The organism is Microbulbifer maximicatervae (SeqCode) (assembly GCF_052467615.1).
The window spans coordinates 4,334,001-4,350,525 of the sequence record NZ_CP174319.1; the positions used below are offsets into that span (position 1 = coordinate 4,334,001).

10 protein-coding genes are annotated in these 16,525 nt (G+C 50.4%); 5 read left to right on the top strand and 5 right to left on the bottom strand.

The genetic code is table 11. The annotated features are described in order from the left end of the window. The first annotated feature begins 61 nt into the window (after positions 1-61). Entirely contained in the window at positions 62-1,960 is a 1,899-nt protein-coding gene (locus ACJJIM_RS19080; protein ID WP_444911744.1) for a hypothetical protein, read from the top strand. Between the two features lie 69 nt (positions 1,961-2,029). Here ACJJIM_RS19080 and ntrC read toward each other — a convergent pair whose 3' ends face one another. The 4 genes from ntrC to glnA form a co-directional block, all read right to left on the bottom strand. Next, positions 2,030-3,436, bottom strand: coding sequence for a nitrogen regulation protein NR(I) (gene ntrC / locus ACJJIM_RS19085; RefSeq protein WP_413663714.1), 1,407 nt, complete (start codon positions 3,434-3,436; stop codon positions 2,030-2,032). Positions 3,437-3,439: 3 nt separating this feature from the next. Continuing rightward, the gene (gene glnL, locus ACJJIM_RS19090; protein WP_413663715.1) at positions 3,440-4,522 is read right to left on the bottom strand and encodes a nitrogen regulation protein NR(II); all 1,083 of its coding nucleotides are present in this window, start codon (positions 4,520-4,522) and stop codon (positions 3,440-3,442) included. A 329-nt stretch (positions 4,523-4,851) separates the two neighbouring features. Further along, positions 4,852-5,412: a DUF4124 domain-containing protein gene (locus ACJJIM_RS19095; RefSeq protein ID WP_413663716.1), complete on the bottom strand. Its 561-nt coding sequence runs from the start codon at positions 5,410-5,412 to the stop codon at positions 4,852-4,854. Between the two features lie 182 nt (positions 5,413-5,594). Continuing rightward, positions 5,595-7,001 (bottom strand): glutamate--ammonia ligase, encoded by a 1,407-nt coding sequence (glnA, locus tag ACJJIM_RS19100; RefSeq protein WP_108734896.1) that lies wholly within the window; start codon positions 6,999-7,001, stop codon positions 5,595-5,597. 325 nt (positions 7,002-7,326) lie between these two features. Between glnA and thiI the strand changes: the two genes are divergently transcribed. The 3 genes from thiI (at position 7,327) to ACJJIM_RS19115 (ending at position 13,356) form a co-directional block, all read left to right on the top strand. After that, positions 7,327-8,808 carry a tRNA uracil 4-sulfurtransferase ThiI gene (gene thiI / locus ACJJIM_RS19105; RefSeq protein WP_413663717.1) on the top strand — a complete coding sequence of 494 codons (1,482 nt, stop codon included), beginning with the start codon at positions 7,327-7,329 and terminating at the stop codon, positions 8,806-8,808. A gap of 200 nt (positions 8,809-9,008) precedes the next feature. Continuing rightward, positions 9,009-10,817: a translational GTPase TypA gene (typA, locus tag ACJJIM_RS19110; RefSeq protein ID WP_282930811.1), complete on the top strand. Its 1,809-nt coding sequence runs from the start codon at positions 9,009-9,011 to the stop codon at positions 10,815-10,817. Between the two features lie 532 nt (positions 10,818-11,349). Beyond that, complete coding sequence (locus tag ACJJIM_RS19115; RefSeq protein ID WP_444911745.1) at positions 11,350-13,356, top strand: glycosyl hydrolase family 18 protein; 2,007 nt, start codon at positions 11,350-11,352, stop codon at positions 13,354-13,356. 1,386 nt (positions 13,357-14,742) lie between these two features. Here the strand turns inward: ACJJIM_RS19115 and ACJJIM_RS19120 are convergent. Continuing rightward, complete coding sequence (locus ACJJIM_RS19120; protein WP_444911746.1) at positions 14,743-15,264, bottom strand: macro domain-containing protein; 522 nt, start codon at positions 15,262-15,264, stop codon at positions 14,743-14,745. 178 nt (positions 15,265-15,442) lie between these two features. Here ACJJIM_RS19120 and ACJJIM_RS19125 point away from each other — a divergent pair, with 178 nt between their 5' ends. Further along, positions 15,443-16,525: a GGDEF domain-containing protein gene (locus ACJJIM_RS19125; RefSeq protein ID WP_413663720.1), complete on the top strand. Its 1,083-nt coding sequence runs from the start codon at positions 15,443-15,445 to the stop codon at positions 16,523-16,525.

Below are 16,525 nucleotides of genomic sequence, written 5' to 3' on the forward strand. Positions count from 1 at the left end.
CAATTTAACTTCACAAAGGTATCATACGGCCAATAATTAATATTGAATATAGAGAGAGGTTATGAAGGAACTGACCAGACACCTAACAATACTGGCAGCATCATCGATTCTTGTTAGTGCATGTAGCGGAGATGGAAGCAATTCATCTAGCCCAGAGCCGACACCAGAAGTACCATCAATTACCCTACATGGAGTCTTTGATGAAAGCTTCTCTGAGTTTCCAGAAATAACAGTCAGCATTGGCGAAAGCCAATATACTGCCGAGCAAACAAACAACAATGAATTCACGGTTGAAATAGAAGGCGGGCATAGCGACGAGCTAGTAACCATAATTGCGCAGGGTGCGGTCTCAGATGACTGGAGTTATAGTTTTAAATCCTATGCTGGGTCATTTAGTGAACTTTCGAGCCAAGCAATAAATAATGAAGTAAGCTACCTCAACAATAACCCGGGTTTAGTGTTAAACAGCTTATCAGCGTCGATCTCCAATCTTGCAGAGATATCAAACAACAACAGTGAAATCACAACCACTGAAGGCCTAAAAAAACATATTTTCGAAGTGCCTATGGAGGATGCTATTAATTTAGCTATATTCCTAAAAGGTGCAATTAATGAAGAGTTCTCAGACAACACGAACTTTTTCTTTCTCGAAGATAGATATTCAAATACGACAGACTTCATCAGAGATTATTCATTCTCAAAAGCCTATGTAGAAGACATAATTCAATCAAATCAAGAGTATGCAGATGAGCTTCTACTGAAAATCCTAGACAATAATTACTCTCACCAACAGAATTACAGGCTGAATGAATCCTTAGAAACAATCTTTTTGACTGGAAGCTCAGGCAGCGACAATTTAATACCCGGGGTCATACAACTCAAGGAAGAATTACAAAATTCCGGCACAGCTAATTTTATTGGAATTGGAGAGTTCACTCTGTCACTGAATGAGGACGGTGACATTAATGGACAAATAGCTGACGGAGTAAGCTGGGGCAGGTTCAGCCTTCATAACTGTATAGATATTCGAAACAGCAACTTTAATACAAGGCATATTTATTCGACGCCATATAGCCAGGTACTGGAGATCAACCTCAATAGCACTTGTACAAGCCAGAGCGGGGAGCAATATGAATATAGCGAAAAAAGATACTTAAACACCATAAATACAAGTTATTCCGCCTCCTGGGAATCAATTCCCAGTCACTTTTCAACTAAAACTTACCATCCAAATTTCTACCAAAACTGCAACTGCAACTACTTCTCTGGAAAGTTCAGCATGGACTCTGAGAATACTGGTAAAGAGAAATTTGGTCCGGATCTAAAAGAAGAAGAAACATTTTCAGCAGTTCTAACTAATGAATTAGTCATAAACTACGAAAGTGGCCAACAAACACGTTACATTCCCACGAGTACATTCGGAAATGCGACCAGGGTCATTGCCGTTAGCACAGGTAGCGATGGCACAACAGATATATTTTCTAGTTTTTTGGTTGAAGAAAATGACACACCACTTGAGGCTCCTCCATTAAGAGTGGAGACTCACACTTCATTTCCAACTCCCAATATTTGGGCAATCGTTTATTCCGATAATGGAACTATTCAACAAGAATTTACCTACCCTCTCGATCCATTCAATCCATTTTCTGACTATGACTGGATGACGGATGAACGCAAAGGCTCGTGGGAGATAGCAGCAGACGGCTCAATAGTTTCGAACCACTACTATGATCCAAATCTGGAAACGGAGGAGAATTCCACTGCTGCTTACCTGCCATCCTGCGAGGGACAATCTGAAGACTGCATACTATGGAAAAAAAGGCGATTACGACTTATCAATACCGATGAGGATATATACTATCTTGAATCTTACCTTGAAACCTTCTCTTCAAGACTAGAAGAAGGCCGGACAGATTATAAAAACGGCTTCATTGGCCGCTTTAAAAAAGTAGATATCTAAAACCAGCTGCAATCTATTTTAATTGAAAAATGTGCTTGGAGAAAAGTTTTCCCCAAGCACAAATTCTCTTTATTCCCCACCGATCTCCAATTCTTTTAGCTTCCGTGTCAAGGTATTTCTACCCCATCCCAATAGATCAGCTGCATCGCGTTTACGCCCAGCAGTATGCTTAAGCGCAATTTCTATTAACGCTTTTTCAAATGCGGGAACAGCCTCATTTAAAATTTCGCGCTGCCCAGAGGATAGGGCCTGGTCAGCCCACAAGCGCAGTGCTTTTTGCCAGTCTGCCGGTGTTTCTGTCGTCGCGCCCTGCTGATGCAACTCCTGTGGCAAATCTTCAATATGCACCTCGCGCCCAGAAGCCATCACGGTAATCCAGCGGCAGGTATTTTCCAGTTGTCGTACATTACCGGGCCAATCCAGCCCAGAGAGGTACTCCTCAGTTTCCTTGGTTAGGATCTTTGACTCCACCCCCAGATCTTTTGCCGCAGCATTAAAGAAATGCCTCACCAATCGCGGAATATCCTCACGGCGATCCGCGAGTCTTGGAATATGGATGCGAATAACATTCAGGCGGTGAAACAGGTCCTCGCGAAATTTATGCTGACATACCAACTCTTCCAGATCCTGGTGAGTCGCCGCAATAATACGCACATCCACTTTGACCGGGGTGTGGCCACCGACACGGTAAAATTCACCATCAGCCAACACGCGCAATAACCGGGTTTGCGTATCTGCGGGCATATCACCAATTTCATCTAGAAACAGGGTGCCACCATTGGCCTGTTCAAAACGTCCGGCACGCTGGGAGCTGGCACCGGTAAAGGCCCCTTTCTCATGGCCAAATAATTCAGACTCCATCAGGTCCTTGGGTATAGCCGCCATGTTCAATGCAATAAATGGCTTATCCCTGCGCGGACTGTGATTGTGCAGAGCCTGCGCCACCAACTCCTTACCGGTACCGGATTCACCGTTGATTAAAACGGTGATGTTGGAATGAGACAAACGGCCAATCGCGCGAAACACCTCCTGCATCGCCGGCGCTTCTCCAATGATTTCTTTACTACCCTGACCATTTTCCGGCTCAACCCGCTCTTCAGCACTCTGTTCGCTAGCGTGCATCAATGCGCGCCGGGTTACCGCTACGGCTTCATCAATATCAAATGGCTTGGGCAGGTATTCAAAGGCTCCCCCTTGGTAAGCAGCTACCGCGCTATCCAGGTCCGAGTGCGCAGTCATAATAATTATCGGCAGGCTCGGTCGTTCAGCCTGGAAACGCTGCAACAATTTAAAGCCATCGGAGCCCGGCATGCGGATATCACTGATTACTACATCCGGTGAATCGCTATAGAAATCATCCAGGGCGCGGTCGCCACTCTCGTAACACTGGGTATCAATTCCCTCACGCGATAGCGCTCTCTCCAGCACCCAGCGGATTGATCTGTCGTCGTCAATAATCCAAACGCGATTACTCATTCTCTAGGTTCCTGTATTAGCTAATTCGGTAGTCAGGGGCAGATAAATTTGGAAAATGCTACGGCCGGGTTGGCTGTCACACTTAATCAGCCCCTTGTGCTGATTAATAATGTTCTGGGAAATTGAAAGTCCAAGGCCTGAACCCTCGGCGCGGCCGGAGATCATCGGGAAGAATATCCGCTCGCGAATATCCTCCGGTATGCCCGGGCCGTTATCTTCAATTTCTATACGGCAGACCAATGGACAGTTGCGGCGGCCAATGGTGAATTGGCGCTGGATACGCGTACGCAATACCATCTCCCCACTACTGAGGCCAATACTTTCATCGATGGCTTGCATGGCGTTGCGGGCAATATTAAGCAGCGCCTGAATCAATTGTTCGCTATCGGCGGGGACATCGGGAATAGACGGATCGTAGTCCCTGCGAATTTGAAGCTCACCGATACACTCAGCATCCAGCAACTGGGCAACCCGCTCCAGAACCTCGTGCACATTAACCGGTTGCAGTACTACCGGCTGGCGTGGTCCCAATAAACGGTCAACCAGATTGCGCAGGCGATCCACTTCCTCGATGATAATCTGTGTATATTCGTCTAACTCCCGGTCCGGCAACTCGCGCTGCAATAGTTGTGCAGCCCCACGGATACCACCGAGGGGGTTCTTGACCTCATGGGCCATACCGCGAACCAGGTTTCGTGTCGTTTCCTGGGCACTGAGCAGTGCATCTTCCCTGGCAATTCGCAACAGGCGATCCATCGGCTGCACTTCCACAAGTAGCACAGAAAACTCGGGGACCGGGCTGACTGAGTAATCCACGGTCCGGGTTTCAAGATTGTTCAACCTCCAACTGGCCCGGCGCACTGTATACTTCTCATTTTTGCGCAATGCTTCCCGCATAGCCTCATAGGCAGTGGGAGATTCTCGCACCACCTCCTCCAACTTCGAGCCTTTAACCCGGGTACTGGAGGCGGCCAACAAGTCCTCAGCAGCATTGTTCAAATAGCAAAGCGATAAGTTTTCATCCAGCACCAACACTGCGGAAGTCAGGCTATCGAGTAATTGGCGCAACTGGCGATCATTCAGCATTCACAAAATTTCCGATTCATTCCGAGGCTCTGACCAAACTCCCTTTGGTCACCCCCAGCAAACTAGCGCTGTATCTAGTCAGTGCAAAAAGCAAACCAAAATGGCGCATATGCTGGCATTTGCAGGCGGGAACAACTTCAACCGGACACAATCGGTGCGCAGTTAGCTGCAGTGGCATAGCGAGTTATTCAGCTTAAAAAATGAGATGCCGCCAGTCACAGGCAGAATGCACCATAACGGTGCGCAGGTCAAAAAACAAACAAGCGGAATTAGGAGAGGGTTAGAAGTGAGAGGGCAATTAGATTGAGGGGGCTTTCGCCCCCCAGTATTCAACCCCTGGCTATGGGTCGCTTCACGTAAATTGTGACCACGCGGGATTGAGCCAGAACCCGCCCATTTGAACCCACTAAGACGGCCTGCAGAGTATGTGTTCCACGTTCAAGAGCCGAGATATCTAGAGCATTACCGTCAGAACTCCCCTGCCAGCGCTGCCCATCAATAACCGCATAGAAGCTCGAACCTTCTGGATAGGCTGGAGTTACTTGCACCTCAAGCGCAATCAGGGTTTGCCCAGGGGGGATAGTAGCCTCATTAATTGGGCTCACAATCTGGATAGAAACAGCCCCGGAACCCCTATTTTTGCCGTTTGGCGACAGCTTTCTTGAGGGTAGCTGTCGAGGTAAAGCGATCGGCTGGATGTTGATCGGTGCCAACTCAACTTCCTCCAAGTTTCCATTTGGAGGTGGCGTGTCACTAAAGGTTACCTGACCATCGGGACCCACTATCTTGTATATGGCCCCAGTCTCTGCGAAAGCCACAACAGCTACTATGGGCAAAGCCAATAAAACAGCTTTCAGTAGTTTTTGAATTCCCAACATTCTATTAGCCACCCTGCGACTCCCCCCATTTCAGGTACAGGGACTTTCATACTTTTGGCGCCATTTATTGCTGCTGCAGACCACAGAGCCCTCAAGTCCCGGCTGACAGTGTACTCGCAATAAAAAAGCCCGCACCAGGGTGGCGCGGGCTTTTCGAGAACGGCTCGACGGCATCACGGTGATGCCGGTCGCCATTACACGGAGTAGTACATATCGAACTCGACCGGGTGAGTGGTCATGTTCAGACGCTCTACTTCTTCACGCTTCAGCTCGATGTAGGCATCGATAGCATCGTTAGTGAATACACCACCGGCTGTCAGGAACTCGCGATCCTGGTCCAGAGCATCCAGGGCACCTTCCAGACTGGAAGCGACAGTCGGGTACTCAGCCAGCTCTTCCGGCGGCAGGTCGTACAGATCCTTGTCCGCAGCATCGCCAGGGTGGATCTTGTTCTTGATACCGTCGAGACCCGCCATCAGCAGCGCGGCGAAAGACAGGTACGGGTTGGCGGTCGGGTCCGGGAAGCGAGTCTCGATGCGCTTACCTTTCGGGGAGGGCACGAAAGGAATACGGATAGACGCAGAGCGGTTGCGCGCAGAGTAAGCCAGGATTACCGGCGCTTCGAAGCCAGGTACCAGACGCTTGTAAGAGTTGGTGGAAGCGTTACACAGCGCGTTCAGGGCGCGAGCGTGCTTAACGATACCGCCGATGTAGTACAGAGCAGCTTCGGACAGACCAGCGTAGGCGTCACCGGCAAACTGGTTTACGCCATCCTTGCTAAAGGACTGATGAACGTGCATACCGGAACCGTTATCGCCAACCAGCGGCTTGGGCATAAAGGTCGCGGTCTTGCCGTAGGCGTGGGCAACGTTGTGTACAGCGTACTTGAGGATCTGTACTTCGTCCGCTTTCTTGGTCAGGGTGTTGGCGGCAACGCCGATCTCACACTGGCCGGCAGTACCTACTTCGTGGTGATGCACTTCTACGCGCAGGCCCATCTGTTCCATCGCAGAACACATAGCGGCGCGAACGTCGTGCAGGGAATCCACCGGAGGAACCGGGAAGTAACCGCCTTTAACGCCGGGGCGGTGACCAATATTGCCTTCGGCAAAGTTGTGACCAGAGGACCAGGCTGCTTCTTCGGAGTTGATCTTGTAGAAGGCGCCGCCCATTTCAGCACCCCAGGTAATATCGTCGAATACGAAGAACTCGGGCTCAGGACCGAACAGAGCGGTGTCACCCAGACCAGTGGACTTCAGGTATTCCTCAGCGCGCAATGCGATGGAGCGAGGATCTCGCTCGTAACCCTGACCGGTAATTGGGTCAACGATGTTACAGCGAATGATAACAGTGCTCTCATCGGTGAAGGGGTCGAGGAAAGCGGTCTCGTCGTCCGGCATCAGGATCATGTCGGATTCGTTGATGCCCTTCCAACCGGCGATGGAAGAACCATCGAACATTTTGCCTTCTTCAAAGAACTCACCGTCAACTTCCGACGCAGGGATGGAAACGTGTTGTTCTTTACCCTTGGTATCGGTAAAGCGCAGGTCTATCCATTTCGCTTCACTTTCATTAATCAAACCGAGCGTTTTCGCTGACATTGCAGTCCTCCAGGTCTTGAAAAGTAATTGGTCGCTATGCCTTGCTGTCGCTGCCGGCATTCACTCTCTACCTGGCGTGAAATAAAGCAAGGAGTGTGCCAAATTAGGGCAATCGCCTCATAGTCCCGGTTGGCGCCGGTGCGAGCCCCAGCAAAGTGCTGACGCAGCCAGGATAGATGTATTGTGGCCGAGCAGCCACATAAATACGCACCAAAATAGAACATATTTGCTCTCGCTTCGCCCGCAAACAGTGCACAACCAACTTGGCTCCGGCTAGTTTATAATGCCGCACCTTCTATCAACATGCGGTACCCCACGGATTCCCATGCACTTTGTCGTCAAGTTTTTTCCAGAGATCACCATCAAGAGCAACCCTGTGCGCAAGCGCATGTCGCGCCAGCTCAAGGACAACCTGCAGCGCCTGCTGCGCCAGCTGGACGACCGTATCCAGGTGCGAAAGGATTGGGAAAAGATCGATGTGATCGCGCCCGATGCTGTGTCCCACCTGGGTGGACGTATCGAAGAGGTGCTCTCTCACACCCCCGGCATCGCCAACTTCTCCCGCGTGCGCCAGTTCCCCCTGGGCGACCTGCACGACATGTACGAGAAAACCCTGTCGGTATGGGGAGACGCCCTGAAGGACAAGACTTTCTGCGTCAGGGTTAAGCGCACCGGCAAACACGACTTCCAATCCCTGGATGTGGAGCAGTACGTGGGCGGCGGCCTCAACAAGAACACTGAGGCATCCGGAGTCAAACTGAAAAACCCCGACATCACCGTTAAGCTGGAGATCCGCCACGATAAGCTCAACGTGATCGAAGAGCAGCATCCCGGCCTGGGCGGCTTCCCCCTCGGAACGCAAGACCCGGTATTGTCGCTGGTATCCGGTGGCTTCGATTCTACCGTGGCCAGTTACATGACCATGAAGCGCGGTATCCGCACCCACTTCCTGTTCTTCAACCTGGGCGGACGCCAGCACGAGCTGGGCGTGAAAGAAGTCGCCTACTACCTGTGGAACAAATACGGTGCTTCCCATCGGGTGCGCTTTATCACTGTGCCGTTTGACGAAGTCGTGGCAGAGATTCTCGAGCGGGTCGACGACTCCCATATGGGCGTCATTTTGAAACGCATGATGCTGCGCGCCGCCGATGTGATCGCCAAGGAGCTGGAGGTGGACGCCGTAGTCACCGGTGAAGCCATCGCCCAGGTTTCCAGCCAGACCCTGAAAAATCTGTCGGTGATCGACAGTGTTACCAATACCCTGGTATTGCGCCCACTGATCACCACCGACAAGACCGATATTATCCGTACCTCCCGGGCCATCGGCACTGAAGAGTTCGCCGCCAATATGCCGGAGTACTGCGGCGTTATCTCGGTTAAACCCACCACCCGCGCCAAAATTGAAAAGGTGGAGTCCGAGGAAAACCGCTTCGATTTCACCGTCCTCGATCGCGCTATCAGCAATCGGGTGATGCAAAATATTGATCAGGTGATCGAAGAAGTCGATGGCGAAGCACCGGATGTGGAGATCCGCGAGGAGCCGGGCAGCGCAGTGGTTATCGATATCCGCCACCCGGATGAAGAGGAGCTGGACCCGTTGGAGCTAGGCTGTGAGGTGCAGACTATTCCTTTCTACCGTCTCAACAACAGCTTTGCCCACCTGGACCAGGAGCGTGAGTACCTCCTGTATTGCTCCAAAGGCGTTATGAGCCGCCTGCACGCCTCACACCTGTTGGACGAAGGTTTTCGCAATGTGGGCGTGCTGCGCCCGCTGATTCCCCACAGACCGGAAACCATTAAGAAGTAACTTCTGCTCAAGGCGCGGGCAACCACCGCCCGCGCGGGTTTTAAAGCAATCACCCCCCCGGGGCGGTGATTTTTTACTCAAAATCACTCCCAATTGTCATGCGGCCCCCCTATAATCGCCGCCTTTGGCCGGAATGCTGCTGTAGAAACCCCGCAGGCCCCCGCCCCGACTTACCAAGATTTAACGCCCAGAGGCCCCCAGTGATAGAGAATCTGCGCAATATTGCGATTATCGCCCACGTAGACCATGGCAAAACCACCCTTGTGGACAAGCTGTTGTCCCAGTCCGGCACTCTCGACCGCCGCGACGAAGGCGCCGAGCGCGTCATGGACTCCAACGATCAAGAGCGTGAGCGTGGCATCACCATCCTGGCGAAAAACACCGCTATCCGCTGGAATGACTACCGCATCAATATTGTCGACACCCCAGGGCACGCCGACTTCGGCGGCGAGGTAGAGCGCGTACTGTCCATGGTGGATTCAGTTCTGCTGCTCGTAGACGCAGTAGATGGCCCCATGCCGCAGACCCGCTTCGTAACCCAGAAGGCGTTTGAGCAGGGCCTCAACCCGATCGTGGTGATTAACAAGATCGACCGCCCAGGCGCGCGCCCCGACTGGGTAATGGACCAGGTATTCGACCTGTTCGACAGCCTCGGCGCCACCGACGAGCAGTTGGACTTCCCGGTTGTCTACGCCTCCGCCCTGAACGGCATCGCCGGTCTCGACGACACCGACCTGGCCGACGATATGACGCCGCTGTTCCAGATGATTGTGGACAAGGTTGAGCCCCCGAAAGTTGACCCCACCGGCGCTTTCCAGATGCAGGTTTCCGCTCTGGACTACTCCAGCTACGTAGGCGTAATCGGCGTTGGCCGTATCACTCGCGGTACCCTGAAGCCGAACCAGCAAGTGGTGGTTCTCGATCGCGAGGGCAACTCGCGCAAAGCCAAGGTCCTGCAGGTTATGGGTTACCTCGGCCTGGAGCGAGTGGAAGTGGAGCAGGCCAGTGCTGGCGATATCGTGTGTATCACCGGTGTGGGTGAGCTAAATATCTCCGATACCCTGTGCGACCTGGATACTCCAGAAGCCCTGCCCGCCCTGAGCGTGGACGAGCCCACCGTGAGCATGACCTTCCAGGTCAATGACTCCCCCTTTGCCGGCCAGGATGGCAAGTTCGTTACCTCGCGCAACATCAAAGAGCGCCTTGACCAGGAGCTGATTCACAACGTGGCCCTGCGTGTAGAACAAGGCGACTCTCCTGATAAGTTCAAGGTTTCCGGCCGTGGCGAATTGCACTTGTCTGTCCTGATCGAATCCATGCGCCGAGAAGGTTTCGAGCTGGGCGTTTCCCGCCCCGAAGTGGTGCAGAGAGAGGTCGACGGAGAGATCCACGAGCCTTATGAAGAAGTGGTTATCGATGTTGAGGAACCCCATCAGGGGCCCATTATGGAAGAGCTGGGCCTGCGCAAGGCCGATCTCACCAATATGGAGCCCGATGGCAAAGGTCGCGTGCGCCTAACCTTTATCGTGCCCTCGCGCGGCATGATCGGCTTCCGCTCCCAATTCCTTACCATCACCAGTGGTTCTGGCATTATGACCAGTATCTTCGACCACTACGGTCCGGTGAAGCAGGGTGAAGTGGCCAAGCGCATCAACGGTGTACTGGTTTCCATGGTCAAGGGCAAAACCCTCGCCTATGGTCTGTTCGCACTACAAGATCGTGGTCGCCTGTTCCTGGGCCATGGCGAAGAGGTCTACGAAGGCCAAATCGTCGGTATTCACTCCCGTGGCAACGACCTGGTGGTAAACCCCACCAAGGCCAAACAGCTCACTAATGTGCGCGCGTCAGGTACCGACGATGCACTCACTCTGTCACCACCCATTCGTCACACCCTTGAGCAGGCTCTGGAATTTATCGAAGACGATGAATTGGTAGAAGTGACTCCTAACTTTATCCGCCTGCGCAAGAAAATTTTGCAGGAAAATATGCGCAAGCGCGCGAAGAAATAATTAGTATTTTCTTCAACTTTAAAAAGGGCCCCCTGGGCCCTTTTTTGTTTTACCATTTCATGACATCTTCAATCCCTTAAGAGAGATAATCAAAAACTGCTCCGCGGAAACATTACATAGTGAAGTGGTGATTGATTAACTCGACAGCGGCCATGCGTACTAAACTGCGGGGGAGACTGCTTGCAAGAGGCCGCAAATAACGCTCGCCAGTAACCGGTATTTTTTCCCCACCTCTTAATTTAAAAAGAAAATTTATCTTATTTTTAAATTAAATAATCGACCATTTTTATCGTTGATCTGCTCAAATATTTATTCCTGAAAGGTGCAGTTAAATTTATGTACGCACTTTTTATTGTCCCCATCACAAAATCACAGCGGAAATAAATATAGCCACTCAGCGACTACTCTCCGTGGCTTGCACATTTATTCCACATTTCCTCGCGGAACTTTTACCTCTCCATTTATTCAAATTTTTCCACATATAACGACAAATTTCTTTATACATAATTAAGACCTATGGGAGGTCAATCTAATGTTTTCTTTCCTGCAATCTCAGGATCGAACAAGGATGTTGGTGGGCAGCCGCAGTGAACGCGGATCTAAATTTGGGTTTAAATTAAAAGCTGCGGCGGCACTCGCAGCAGCAATCGCCATCAGCGGAAACGTCAGTGCACAAGAAACCTCTAAACGTGTATCTGCCTATTGGGCCGATTGGGAATACTGGGCCGACTCATCCTTCACCCATGACAACGTGGATTTCTCCAAGCTCACTCACGTTCAGTACGCCTTTGCCTGGAATGACGAAGACGGCAACATCTACTTTACAGACCCCTACGTTTTCTACGGCCTGGGCGCCCAATCATTTTCCGGCGGCGCCGGTGATGGTCCCGTAAAATGCTCGCCGCAATTCTGGCACCCCTACAGCCAATACGATTCCAGTATTCAGCCCGCGGTCTGCCAGGGCTGGAATGACCACGAATCAGGTTTTGTAAAATCGGTACATGACGACGGTGCCAAGGCGATCCTGTCTATGGGCGGCTGGACCCTCTCCCACAAAGTCTCTGAGATGATGGAGAGCGACACCGCGCGTGCAGCCTTTATCGAAAATGCAGTGACACTGCTTACTGACTGGGATTTCGATGGTCTCGATCTCGATTTCGAATACCCCGGCTATGCACCGAACGGCGGCCGCTCGATCGACAAAGAAAACTTCACCACCCTGCTGCAAGAGCTGCGCGCGCGCTTTGATGAGGTTGAAGCGGAGACCGGCAAAAATCTGGAACTGACCGCTGCCGTGGCCTGTGGCCCCTCGATTGCAGAAGAGGGTTATGATTTTGCTGCTGTGGGCGAAGTCCTCGACTATGTCAACCTGATGACTTATGACTTTGGTGGCGACTGGGATACCGTAGCCCAACACACCTCGCCGCTGTACCCCTATGAAGGCCAGGTCAACGAAGGCTTCGACGCAGACAGCTGCCGCAATATGTGGATGACTGAGGGCAATATTCCCGCTGAGAAGATCACCTTGGGTATGTCCCACTACGGCCGCAGCGTGGCTGGCGCCACCGCAATCGGTGAAGCCGCCTCCGGACAAGACGTCGCTCACTGGGGCTCTGACACCGAGACGCGCTACTACCAGATCGTCGAGAAAATGCAGAGCGACTCTTCATTCCAGACCGCTTACGATCCCGAGGCCGTCACCCACTATGGTTGGTTTGAGGATGGCGGTTTTATCTCTTTCGAAGATACGACTTCTATCGCCGCACGCGCCCAATATGTGCTCGACCAGGGCCTGGGTGGCGTGATGATCTGGCAGCTACGCGGTGGAATGCTACTGGAGAACAACGAGTATCAATATCCATTGCTCGATGCCGCACTCGAAGTCTTCGGACAGGGCGGTTCCAGTGATAGCGACACCGGAGGCACAGGAGATACCGGAGACACTGGAGACACTGGAGACACTGGAGACACTGGAGACACTGGAGACACCGGAGACACCGGAGACACCGGAGACACCGGAGATACTGGAGATACTGGCGACACCGGAAGTGGCGGCGGCAATAATAATGGCGGAAGCAGCACCTGCGTCGCGTTTGAGCAGCCCTATGCCGGCGACCCAGGTTATTCAGTCGGTGACGTTGTTGTCTTTGAAGGAGTCGCCTACGAATCCACCCACGAGCCAAACTGGTGGTCTCCAGGTTCCGCGCCATCGCTGTGGACCGAAACCACCTGTCAAACTGAGGGCGAAGGCTCTGACAATGGTTCCGACAGCGGTTCTGGCGATAGCAACGACAATGGCTCCGATAGCGGTTCTGACGATAACGCCGATAACGGTTCCGATGACAACACCGACAGCAATCAAGGTTCAGGTGAAACCGCTTCCTGCCCCGAATTCCAGCAGCCATATGCTGGTGACGAAGGCTATCAAGTTGGCGACCTAGTAACCTTTGAAGGCCAGGTTTACGTGTCTACCTTTGGACCCAACTGGTGGTCCCCGGCTAACGCCCCCCAGTACTGGGAAGCGAGTTCCTGCCAGTAACCTGGATACACTTTGGCCGCCTTCTCAAGGAAGGCGGCTCTATGTATCTTCTAATAAAAGGGCCCTTATCGGGTCCTTTCTATTTATTATTTAGTCCGCGCTTAAAATAATTATTACGGCGTATCTTGTAAAATATGCATTACTTCACCAAAGTCATCTTTTGACAAATTATTTCTCAACCAACGAATTCCATCATTTGTCAGATTTTGCTCGTATTTAATTTGATTTTGATCTCGAAGATAAATTCTGAGCCTGGGGTAAGAGGCAATAAATCTCTGCAGCTTGTAATCAATTAAACTAAATTTTTATTATCATCCATTCTTAAAATGTATTTTGGAACCCAGCGGCTAGGTGCCGGGCCAGTGCCAGTAGCTGTTTCCACCGCCTGAATTTGACTCCAATTATACTCTTTAGGAAAAAGAGAAAATAATGAATTAAATTTCACTCCATTGGAGCTGACAACAAAATAACTATTTATCCCCAAGACTATCAAAGATAAAAAAAGGATAGGATTCTAAAATTCTTACGAATTGATTGCCTCAACCCAGAGTCCCCTAATATCTTAGTCTTAACCCCTTATCAAGTTCTATTTTGCCGTAGGGATTGCAGCTTAAAGAAGGTCACAAAACGATATTATAGAAACATACATTACTGGCCGCATTGATAAAATATATCCCTCAGTAGTAAGGCCTGCCAAGATAGCGTTCTCAGATAAAGACTGCTCTCGCTGAGATACTAAAAATTTAAAATAAGAAGTAACTATAAGAGCCACTAATGAAAGTAGTAAGCAGAATGACAATTCAGTCCTACTTACAGTGAATAACAACGCGCTGGCTATTCATAGGTGGCATGGGAAACTGTAAAAAGAGGATTTCTTTTTCATTTTAGGGGACTCTCACCCCAGACACAAAGCACATCTATGCCCTATGCCTTCATAGATATTTTGTTCTTGTATGCAAACTTTGCAGTGGTCCATAATTACTAAAAATTTTTAGGCTTAAAAAATACATATAAAAACCATGCATATTTATTAAATTATTGACAACTATCTTTAGCGAATAGATGACTCATTACAACTAACGATTTCAATATTTAGCACGTTAGAACTAAATAGTTAGGTGGAGACATAGCACTTAATAATCAACGGAAGAGTTAGAAAAGACTGTATAGCACCTGAATAACTCTCAATTCATGAGATCAGAAGACGACTTGGTAAGTTATTGCTTGTTAGACTGACATGTGGTGGTTCGATCTGCCTGCACCGCAGAACTACTTTATATACGCCACATTAGGTTATTGAAGGAACCATTAACTGTATGGAATCAATAGTGCTTAACTAAATAATTAACACAATAGGCTGTATCCCATTCAATTACCCGTGACACATCAATTATGGCCATAAAAGCGCTGCTCAACTTTCTGCCACTGCGCCAATGCAGTTTGTGAGTGCAAACAAACTGTGAGTCTCTCGAACCTTAAGGCATAAGCGCGTAAAACGGCCAATCCCTGATGTGCCGCAATCTCGTGAGGGAAGCGGTTAGTGCCAGCTCCCAGTGCCGGAAACAGTATCGTTTTGCAGCCGCGCTCTATCGCCAACTCCAAAACGCTTTCATAGCAGTGCCTCAACAGCACTATGGCCTGGCTCCCCCATTGATCGCCACTACTCCACTGGGGCGTAACAGTATGCAATAAGTAATCGACCGGTAAATCATAGGCTCGAGTCAAGCGAGCTTCACCAACTGGGCATGCTCTTTGATTGGCACATTGGGGGGTTAACCGAGTCCCGCACTGGGCATAAATCTGCGCTGAAAGCCCCCGCCCCCGAATAAGGTGCTTGTGTGCCGGACACACCAACGCATCTCCACACATTGTCAAAATATCGCCAGAAGTCAGTTGAATTTGTGTCACGATTTCTCAGTTCTAAAGTTTGAGTTACTGATACTGTAGCTTGCTACTTTGGTCGGTGACAGATTCCCCCTATACTCACCATTGCTTCACTCCGGCAGTGGCTACCAGCATAGTTGTATGATGCAGGATGGTCCCGAGCAAGCGGAAGGTTGCAGTCGGTATAGCAACGGGAATGACTATGAACTCAGGGTATAACAATCAAAACCCCGCGATATCCACCTCTATTGATGAAGTGCAGCGCATAGATCTGCGCAGACGGATATTGGCCTCCTCTTATATGCTGATATTCGCTATGGCTATCACCGGGGCTATGGCGATTATTGCTCTTACTGCAACCAATATCCTGCAGGCATCGACGCTTTTTATCGTCGCAGTTGTTATTTTATTTGCATACATCACTGTCAACATTATCGGCCCCACCGAAAAAACGCCTCTATTGGTGGGCATTCTCCTACTAGTGCTGTACTTCTACTTACTAATGACTGGTGGTGTAAACAATACCGGTTTGATGTGGGCGGTTATGCTGGTCCCCGGATTTATCAACCTTTACGGCTATAAAACCGGCACCACTGCACTGCTCGGAATAGGTCTCGCTACGGCAGCAATCCTGTTTTACCCGGATTTCCCCGGGCTCACGGCCAAATATGATACGGCCTATCGTGCGCGTTTTATTGCAGTATTTGGCGCACTCACGGCTCTAACCGCATTACTTGACAGTAGCCGCCACCAAACTCAGCAGCTCCTTCAGCGATTAACAGGTGAATTGGAGACTTATGCTGCCACGGACACATTGACCGGATTAGCTAACCGCAGAGAAGCATTTCGCGCCATTCATGAATTAGAGCGCCGGAATGCTGAGCTGAAAGATCAATATGTCATCCTTATTGGTGACTTAGATAACTTCAAGACGATCAACGATACCTACGGGCACTCCTTTGGCGACCGCGTATTACAAGATGTTGCCAAGATATTGAAAAGTAATACCCGGTCTGAGGATATTGTGGCGCGCTGGGGCGGCGAAGAATTTTTATTGCTATTGCCGAATACTGACTTGAAAGGCGGCAGTGTCCTTGCAGAAAAACTTCGTCGCAGAGTATCGACCCTCAGCCGCCGCTATACACGCCCGGTAAAAATCTCAATCAGTCTCGGAGTCGTCGAAGGCAGCACCAATGGCAAGCCACTCAATCAGCTATTGGCCGAAGCAGATAAACGTATGTATCGAGCCAAGAATGGTGGGCGCAACAAAGTGGTAGCCGCATAA